The sequence below is a fragment of the Protofrankia sp. Cas8 genome (assembly GCF_963555845.1).
Taxonomy (GTDB): domain Bacteria; phylum Actinomycetota; class Actinomycetes; order Frankiales; family Frankiaceae; genus Protofrankia.
Map to the genome: position 1 here is coordinate 1 of NZ_CAUVXI010000226.1, position 8791 is coordinate 8791.

Sequence of the window (8791 nt, forward strand, 5' to 3'; positions counted from 1 at the left end):
AGATCATGCCGTGCCGACCGCAACTGAACGTCGGCCTCCCTGCCGCGACGGGCGAGCGCGTCCATCGCACCTGCCCGATCCAGCACGGTTGCGGGGTCGCCGGACAACAGGACCGACAGCTGTTCGAAGTCACCGGTCTTATAAGCGACAGATCCGACAGTACGACGCTTTTCCTGTGCGGCCTGCACGGCGGCGTCAGCACGCCCGACATTGTCCGCGGCCCGGGCCCCAGCCTGTTCGGCCGCACCCAGCCGCAACCGGCCGGCATTAAACGCTTCGGTGACGGCCTCGGTCGAATTAGTCAGGTCGGTCAGACGCTGCCGGGCGCCCGCAATGTCTTCCGTGATCTTGTTTATGTCGTCGGCTCTGGCCGGGCCGGCAGTGGTCGGCACAAGCATGATCCCGCCGACGAGAGCCCCGAGTAGACCCACGGCAAGCGGTGTCCGCGCAAACGCCCGATGTTGGACCTCCGCGACAATAGGCGGCCGTTTACGCAACCGGACAAAAACGTATGAAGCGACGCGAACCTTGTAATTGCTATCTGCATCTGAGTCGCTACCCACAGCCAGGCACAGTAACCCTTGGCGCCAGTAGAATCACGCACACGCGCCGATTCTCACAGAGAGTAATGTGAGGTACAACACACAGCCACCACGGGGAATCACGAGCCGCCCAATTTGGCGAATTCACGTGTCAGAAACAGGCAAGATACCGGTCCGGAACGCATCCTATCGACTCTTCGGCCGAAGGATCCGGGACGGCCACGCTCGGCCGCCGACCGGGGCGAGCATGGTCCGCGCGGGCGGGCGGGGCGACCGACGGGAGAGACATGAATTCAGATCAGCTTAAAAATCTCCAGGATGGGATAACCAGCGCAGCGAGTGTCGGCAGTACCGCCTGGATCCTGGCCGCATCGGCGCTGGTTCTCCTGATGACGCCCGGTCTCGCATTTTTCTATGGTGGAATGGTGCGCTCAAAGAATGTGCTCGGCATGCTCATGCAGAACTTCTTCTGCATGGGTGTCGTCAGCATTCTCTGGGTACTGATCGGTTACAGCATCGCGTTCGGCGACAGCAACCAGATCTTCGGCGGCTTCCACTTCGCGCTGCTCAACCACATGAACGAGGCGGTTCCCGGCTACGCCGAGACGACACCCTCACTCGCCCAGGTGATCCCACCGATCGTGTTCGTGGCCTTCCAGCTCATGTTCGCGATCATCACCCCAGCTCTGATCACCGGTGCCACGGCTGACCGCTGGAAGTTCGGGGCTTTTGCCGTTTTCATCGCCATATGGTCGCTCGTCGTCTATTCACCGGTGGCGCACTGGGTCTTCTCCCCGGAAGGCTGGCTGTTCAAGAAGGGCGCCGAGGACTTCGCCGGTGGCACGGTCGTCCACGCGAACGCCGGCGCCGCGGCCATCGCCGTGGCACTTGTCCTCGGCCGGCGCAAGGGCTGGCCGGGTACCAGCTTCCGGCCGCACAACCTGCCGTTCGTACTGCTCGGCACCGGCCTGCTCTGGTTCGGCTGGTTCGGCTTCAACGCCGGGTCCGAGCTCGCCGCCGACACCCGCTCCGGCTTCGCGTTCGTGAACACCAATACCGCTACCGCAGCCGCCATGCTCGGCTGGCTGCTCGTGGAGAGAATCCGGGACGGCAAGGCCACCACGCTGGGTGCCGCCTCCGGCGCGGTCGCCGGCCTGGTCGCCATCACCCCAGCCTGCGGCTTTGTCTCGCCGGCCGGCTCGATCTTCATCGGGCTACTCGCCGGCGCTGTCTGCGCCCTGGCCACAGCGATCAAAGGCAAAGTCGGCATTGACGACGCCCTCGACGTCGGTGCTGTCCACCTCGTCGGCGGTGCGCTGGGCGCCCTGCTGATCGGCTTCTTCGGCACCAGCGACGTCGCTCCCGGTTTCAGCGCCGACGGCATCTTCTACGGCGGTGGCGCCAGCCTGCTCGGCAAGCAGGCGCTTGCGGTCGTCTCGGTGGTGGCCTACTCGTTCGTCGTAACGTTCATCATCGCCTTCGTCATCGACAAGATTTATAAGATGAGGCTGTCGCCGGACGAGGAGCAGGAGGGCATGGACTTCGTGCTGCACGGCGAGACCGCGTACGAGTTCGTCTCGCTCGGCGGCGGCTCCGCATCGTTCGCGTCCTCGACCACGACCACGACCACCGAGGAGGGGCAGGCGTGAAACTCGTGACCGCGGTCATCAAGCCTTTCAAACTGGATGACGTGAAAGCTGCGCTGGAAGCTCTCGGCGTGCACGGCCTGACCATCTCCGAAGTCCAGGGTTTCGGTCGGCAAAAGGGCCACACCGAGGTCTACCGGGGCGCCGAATACAAGGTCGACTTCGTCCCGAAGATCAAAATTGAGATCGTCACGGATGACAGCGCCGTTGAGGAGCTGGTCACCGCCATCACGACCGCCGCACAGACCGGCAAGATCGGCGATGGCAAGGTCTGGGTGGTACCGGTCGAGGCCGTCGTCCGGGTTCGCACCGGCGAACGTGGATCAGACGCCCTGTAGAACAGTGCGCCTCACGGTAACCGTGCACAGCGTGCACAGCGTGCACAGCGCGCACAGCGCGCGGTCCGCGGCGATCGGAAACCGGTGGTGACCGACAGGATCGCGGTGCTGCTAGGCCGGTCCGACGAGCTCGACGCAACCGTCGGACCGGCCCTTCGCGGTGCTCTGATGGAGGTAGCCGACAGCGTCCTGCGTAACCTGTTCGGCGAACCGGGCGCGGGAGTGGCGCTCGTCGCGGTCGGCGGCTATGGGCGCGGTGAGCCCGCCTTCGGCAGCGATCTCGATCTGGTACTCGTCCACAACGGCCGGCGCGACGACATCGCCCGGCTGGCCGACGCCATCTGGTACCCGATCTGGGACGCAGGGGTCGGTCTCGACCACAGCGTCCGGACCGTCGAGGAGGCCATCGCGGTCACCGATGGCGACCTGAAGGCAACCCTCGGCCTATTGGACGCACGCGTGGTCGCCGGCGACCACGCCCTGGCAGCGTCCCTGTTCAGCCAGGTCCGGGCCCGGTGGCGGGCCAGCGCTCCCCGCCGGCTGCCCGAACTCGCCGATATGGTCGCCGAGCGGGCCCGCCGGCACGGTGAGGTCGCCTTTCTGCTCGAACCGGACCTCAAGGAGGCCCGCGGCGGACTGCGTGACGTCCACGCCCTGGCTGCGCTCGCCTCCGCATGGGTCGCCGAAAAGCCGTCCGAACGCGTGCTCGCCGCCTACCGGGTGCTGCTCGATGCCCGCGGTGAGGTGCGCAGACTCGCCCACGGACGCGAACAGAACCGGCTGCTGCTCCAGGACACCGCGGCCGTCGCCACCGCCCTGGGGTACCCCGACCCGCCGGCGCTCGCGCGCGCCACCGCCGACGCCGGCCGCACGATCTCCTGGACCTGGGACGTCACCTGGTACCGGGCCTCAGCCGGGTTGCGGCCGTCCTCGCGCTGGCTCCGGAGCCGCCCGGTCCGTCGCCCCCTCGATGAAGGCGTGGTCGAGCAGAACCGCGAGGTGCAGCTCGCCGGGGACGCCGACCCGGCGAGCGATCCGACGCTGACGCTACGGGTCGCCGCGGCAGCCGCCCGGGCCGGCGTCCCCATCGGGCGGTTTGCGCTGGACCGGCTTGCCCGCGAGGCCCCACCCATGCCGACGCCGTGGCCGGCCGCGGCGCGCGACGCGTTGGTCGCCCTGTTGGCCACGGGTGCGCCTGCGGTCGCTGCCATGGAAGCCCTTGACCAAGTCGGCCTGCTCGTCCGGTTGCTGCCCGAGTGGGAGCGGGTACGCAGCCGGCCGCAGCGCAACCCGTACCACCGCTTCACCGTCGACCGGCACCTGATCGAGACAGCGGCGGGCGCGGCGGCGGCGACCCGCGAGGTCGACCGGCCCGACCTGCTCCTGCTCGGCGCCCTGCTGCACGACATCGGCAAGGGTTGGCCCGGTGACCACACCGAAGCCGGCATCGCGGTCGTCACCGACCTCGCCCCCCGCCTCGGCCTACCGCCCGCGGACACCGACATTCTGGTGACGATGGTGCGCCATCACCTGCTGCTCGCCGAAGCCGCGACCCGCAGGGACATCGATGACCTCACGACCATCGAGGCGGTGGCGCGGGCCGCGGGCAGCCCGCGGGTACTCAGCCTGCTGCACGCCCTGACCGAAGCCGACTCGCTCGCCACCGGCCCGACCGCGTGGAGCCCGTGGAAGGCGCGACTGGTCGGTGAGCTGGTCAGCCGGGCGATGGCGGTTTACCGCGGCGAGCAGGTGCCGTACCCCCCCGCCCTCAGCGAGCGTCAACAGGCTCTTCTCGCGGGTGCGGACGAGTACACGGTGGCGGTCAACCCGCTCCCGGACGACGGCATGTTCGAGATCGTCGTGGTGGCGCCCGACCGTCCCGGGCTGCTGGCCGCCACCACCGGGGTGCTGGCCCTCAACCGTCTTGACGTGCGCCGCGCGTCCGCCCGCAGTTCCGGGCACCGTGCCCTGCTCCAGGCGGCGGTCTCGATACCGGTGGCAGGAGGGGGACCGTACGGACAGACGCCCAGCCCCGCGATACTGCGCGGCGATCTGCTGCGTGCCCTGGACGGCACCCTTGACCTGGAGGCCCGGATCACCGCGCGGGAACGGGCGTACGCGGGCACGCGCCGTGGGCTCGCACCCGCACCGCCGCGGGTCATCTTTGAGGACTCCGGCTCCGACACCGTTGTCGAGATCCGGGCTCCCGATCGGGCCGGCGTGCTGTTCAGCATGGTCCGGGCGCTGTCAACCGCCGGGCTGGGCGTCCGCACCGCGATCGTGGCCACGATCGGTCTCGACGTCGTGAACGCGTTCTACGTGCGGGATGCCGACGGCGGCGCGCTGGTTGCGACGCAACGGCGCGAGCAGCTGGCCGACGCCGTGCTGGCCGCGCTGCAACCGCCGCCCGAGCCGCGACGCGCCGGAGCCGCAACAGATGATCATCGGGAGGCATGACCAATGATCGACACCGCATCCGTGACGCAGTTCACAATAGTGAAAGGACGCCAGCAAGATCGCTCCAGGTGTGGTGGCTATACTCAGAACGCACGTTGGAGGCTTCGCCTAGTCCGGTCTATGGCGCCGCACTGCTAATGCGGTTGGGGGCATCAACCCCCTCCGGGGTTCAAATCCCCGAGCCTCCGCCCTTGACCTGGGAGTCCACGCAGATGCGCGGGCTCCCTTCGTCTGTGTCAGCACCAGTCCTCACCACCGCCGGTAACACGAACATCTCTGAGAGCACAGGGGACGCACTACCAACACTCGCACCTCACACGTCATCAGCGTTTAGCGGACACGGCCGCATTCGCACACCACGCTCGCTACATCCGGACGGGTCCGGGCCGTCGGGAGAGGTGGGTTTCGGTGATGACCGACGACGTGGCCTCGGTGGTTCTCGACGCGCTGCCGACCGCGGTCGCGGTACTCGATCCCCACGGCACGGTGCTGACGCTCAACGACGCATGGCGCCGCGGCGCCGCGACCGGAATTGCCCTTGTCCCCGTCCAGCCAGGCGAATGCTGGCTTGCCGCCTGCGCCGCCGCATCCGCCGCATCCGCCGCATCCGCCGCCGCAGGCACGGGCGCGCACCTGCCGCACCTCGAACAGCTCGCGACCATGACCAGACAGCTGCTGGACAACCCTCATGGTCGCCCCCAGATGGAGATCCACTACCCGGGACCACGTGGTCCCCGCTGGTTGTACGTACAGTTGCGCCCGCTCGTCGGCGGCCGCGGGCTCGTCGTCCTGGTGGATGACGTCACCGAACGTCACGATCTCGAAGACAAGCTGCGTCATCACGCGACCCACGACGCACTGACGGGCCTCGCGAACCGACTGCCGGTCGCCCAGCGCCTCGGCGAGCTCTGGCGGGCATCCACGGGCACAGCCCACGAGCAGACCTCGGATCAAGACGCGAGCGGGGACGGCGTCCATCCGGCTGCCTTGTTCTTCCTGGACCTGGACTCCTTTCGCACCATTAACAACACGTTCGGCTACCGGATCGGTGACATGGTCCTGCGGGCCACCGCGGCCCGGCTGACCTCCGCACTGCGTCCGACCGACCTGTTGGCCCGCTGGGGAGGGGACGAGTTCGTCGTGGTGGCAGGTCACCTGACCAGCACGGACGCGGCAACCCTGGCCGAAGCGCTGACCCTGTCCCTGACCGATCCGATGGCCGTCGACGGCCATCGGATCAGGGTGTCGGCCAGCGTTGGGATGGCCATGCTGGGCCCGGTCACCGGGTCCGGCGGCCGGTGGCAACCAGGGCGCTCCCCGTCCGGTGAGCCACCAGCCCCGGACGCTGTGGAGCTCGTCCAACTGGCGAGCGAGGCGCTTGTCCGCAGCCGGGTCCAGCACCGTCGTCGACCCCGGCCCTTGCCTCGGCCCCAGCCATAGCGACCGGAACCGCACCACCGATATCTGAGATAAAGCCTGTTATGTCGGCATCAGGCCGTATCGTGCAGCCATGCGCCTGACACTGACGGTGGCCGACCCGGCCCACGACGTCAGTATCGACGTCCTACTGGACGCCGATCCGGACATACCGGTCAGTGCGGTCGCCTACGCCCTGGCGAGCCACCTCCGACCGGGCCGTTTCACGCCGCTGGTCTGCGAGCGGTCCCATGACCGGGTGCCAGGCCGGCCGCGCCTGTTCGTCGACGGCCGGCTCGTCACCGGGGCACTCTCGCTCGCCGAGTCCCCGATCCACGAGGGCACCCTGATCAGCATCGACTCACCAGCGGGCTGGCTGCCCCGGGAACCGCCCGGTCTGATCGAGGTCCGGGTGATCGGCGGACCGGGCGCGGGTGTGGTCCACCGACTCGGGCCCGGTGAGTTCGCCGTTGGCGCCGGAGCGACCTGCGCCGTCCGCCTGGATGATCCCGGCCTGGCCGCCGAGGTGATGACGATCACCGTGATGGCGGACGGCTCGTGTCGCCTCATACCCGCGGCCACCGACCCCGGGCGGCAACCCGTCGGCGACCTCGGGCTGCAACCCGCCGGCGTTCTCGTCGACCGTGAGCCGTTACAGGCCCCGATCGACCTGCCGACCAGCGCCCAGATCGCGATCGGGTCCGTGCTGCTGGAGATGAGCGCGCCCAGCCGGGCCGACGCCGCGCTCAAGGCCTCCGACGACGGGGCGGGGCTCGATTTCAACCGACCGCCCCGACTGCTCCCGCCGATCCGCCGGACGCGCTACAAACTGCCCGGCGAACCCACCGAACCGGAACGGCGTCCCATGCCGATCCTGATGGCCGTCCTGCCGCTGGGCGCGGGCGTGGCCATGGCCTTCCTGTTCAAGCAATATTACTTTCTGCTGATGGCCGTGATCGGCCCGGTGGGAATGATCGGAATGCATGTCTCCGGCGACCGGCAGGGCCGGCGCAGCTACCGCAAACAGCTGGCCGACTACCGCCGGCGACGGGAAGAAGTCGAAGCCGACGCACAGCAGGCGCTGCTCGTCGAACGCTCGGCCCGGCGCGCCGACTTTCCCGATCCGGCAACCGTCCTGCTCACCGCCGTCGGGCCACGCGGGCGCCTGTGGGAACGCCGCCGGGACAACCCCGACTACCTGCGGCTGCGGCTGGGCACCGCCGACCTGCCCAGCGAGGTCGTGATGGAGGACCCGGCCGCTCAGGAACACAAACGCGAAATCACCTGGACGGCACCGGACGTCCCGGTGACCGTGGCCCTGCCCGAGCGGGGCGTGTTGGGCATCGCCGGCCGCGGCGACCTGCCCCGGGTGCTCGCCTGCTGGCTGATCGCGCAGGCCGCGACCCTGCACAGCCCGCGCGACCTGGCAATCTGCATACTCACCGACAGCTCCGGTGCCGCTGCCTGGCAGTGGGTGCGGTGGCTGCCGCACTGCCGGCCGAGCGAAGGGCAGAACACCACCGTCCTGCTCGGGACCGACGATGAGTCGCGGGCCCGGCGGATCGGCGAACTGATCAACCAGGTGGCGGCGCGAGCGGACGCCCGGGCGACGTCGGGCGGCAGGAATCCGCCGGCCGACGGCCCGGATGTGCTGGTCGTCTTGGACGGCGCACGTCGGCTGCGGTCCGTGCCCGGCATGATCGCAATCCTGCGGGACGGGCCTGCGGTGGGCATCCACTCGATCTGCCTGGATCGCGACATCCGGCTCCTGCCGGAGGAGTGCCAGGCCGTGGCGGAGGAGCGGGAGACGGGGCTGTGTCTGGTGGAGATGCGCACCGAGATCGTCCATGACGTCCGCCCGGATCTCGTCGCGACCGCGCTGCCGGCCGAGCCCGACGCTGTGGTGAGCGCAGCCGGAGCCGCGGCCTGGTGTGAACGGCTCGCCCGCGCGCTGGCACCGGTCCGCGATGTCGGCGGGGACGACGAGGCGACGATCCCGGCCGCCGCCCGGCTCCTTGACATCGTCGGCCTGGAACCACCGACCGCGGCGGCGGTGGCCGCACGCTGGCTTGTCGCCCCTCGCAGTACGGCCTTCCCTGTGGGCCTGTCGCTCGACGGGCCGTTCGCGCTGGACCTACGCCGCGACGGCCCGCACGGACTGATCGCCGGCACCACCGGATCCGGCAAGTCCGAACTGTTGCAGTCGATCGTGGCCTCGCTCGCCGTCGCGAACCGGCCGGAAGAGATGACGTTCGTGCTCGTGGACTACAAGGGCGGCAGCGCCTTCGCCGACTGCGTCCGGCTGCCGCACACGGTCGGCATGGTGACCGACCTCGACACCCACCTGGTGACCCGCGCACTGGAGTCGCTGTCGGCCGAGCTCCGCCGACGC

General features: G+C 69.2%; 5 protein-coding genes, 1 tRNA gene and 1 pseudogene. 6 read left to right on the forward strand and 1 reads right to left on the reverse strand.

The window, feature by feature from the left end; translation table 11 throughout:
* Positions 1-431 (reverse strand): annotated as a pseudogene (locus U9977_RS23135) (NlpC/P60 family protein); the annotation flags it as partial.
* 398 nt (positions 432-829) lie between these two features.
* On the opposite strand from U9977_RS23135, the gene U9977_RS23140 reads away from it, so the two are divergent.
* The 6 genes from U9977_RS23140 to U9977_RS23165 form a co-directional block, all read left to right on the forward strand.
* Positions 830-2191 (forward strand): ammonium transporter, encoded by a 1362-nt coding sequence (locus tag U9977_RS23140; protein ID WP_322751393.1) that lies wholly within the window; start codon positions 830-832, stop codon positions 2189-2191.
* Positions 2188-2526: a P-II family nitrogen regulator gene (locus U9977_RS23145; protein ID WP_322751394.1), complete on the forward strand. Its 339-nt coding sequence runs from the start codon at positions 2188-2190 to the stop codon at positions 2524-2526. Before U9977_RS23140 ends, U9977_RS23145 begins: the two co-directional genes overlap by 4 nt.
* A gap of 87 nt (positions 2527-2613) precedes the next feature.
* The gene (locus U9977_RS23150) at positions 2614-4983 is read left to right on the forward strand and encodes a [protein-PII] uridylyltransferase (protein WP_322751395.1); all 2370 of its coding nucleotides are present in this window, start codon (positions 2614-2616) and stop codon (positions 4981-4983) included.
* A gap of 97 nt (positions 4984-5080) precedes the next feature.
* Positions 5081-5171 (forward strand) — tRNA-Ser (locus U9977_RS23155).
* A gap of 223 nt (positions 5172-5394) precedes the next feature.
* Complete coding sequence (locus tag U9977_RS23160) at positions 5395-6423, forward strand: diguanylate cyclase domain-containing protein (protein WP_322751396.1); 1029 nt, start codon at positions 5395-5397, stop codon at positions 6421-6423.
* Between the two features lie 70 nt (positions 6424-6493).
* A partial coding sequence (locus U9977_RS23165; RefSeq protein ID WP_322751397.1) for an FtsK/SpoIIIE domain-containing protein occupies positions 6494-8791 on the forward strand: 2298 nt, incomplete at its 3' end.